Here is a 459-nt window from a genome sequence, read left to right on the forward strand (position 1 = left end):
AAGCCAACGGGGGCAGGATTGAGTCAGAAGCGAAAGGTTGGGGTAATGCCCAACATATGCAGACAGACTCACGACAATTTGGAAGATAAAGTCTGAGTAGTATGGAAATACCCAATACGGTTCATCAAGAGAATACGGTGCGGAAGGAATGGCGCGACATCGACTGGAAAAAGGCTGAACGTCACGTCTACCGCCTACAAAAACGAATTTATCAAGCCGAGTGTCGTGGCGATGTTAAAACAGTTCGCGGACTCCAAAAGATTTTGCTGAAAAGCTGGTCTGCCAAGGTGCTAGCGGTACGACGGGTAACCCAAGACAATCGAGGCAAAAAGACGGCGGGGGTGGATGGGGTGAAATCCTTGTCCCCAAAATCACGTATGAACCTTGCAGGTCAATTGAAACTCGACTCAAAAGCCAGACCTGCCAGACGGGTATGGATACCAAAACCAGGACGAGACG

The 459-nt window shown here is 49.5% G+C and carries 1 protein-coding gene; it reads left to right on the forward strand.

Translation table 11 applies throughout. From position 1 onward, the window contains the following. Positions 1-101: 101 nt before the first annotated feature. A partial coding sequence (locus AC0QH1_RS14885) for a reverse transcriptase N-terminal domain-containing protein (protein WP_324631970.1) occupies positions 102-459 on the forward strand: 358 nt, incomplete at its 3' end.

This window comes from Phormidium sp. CCY1219, assembly GCF_055795085.1.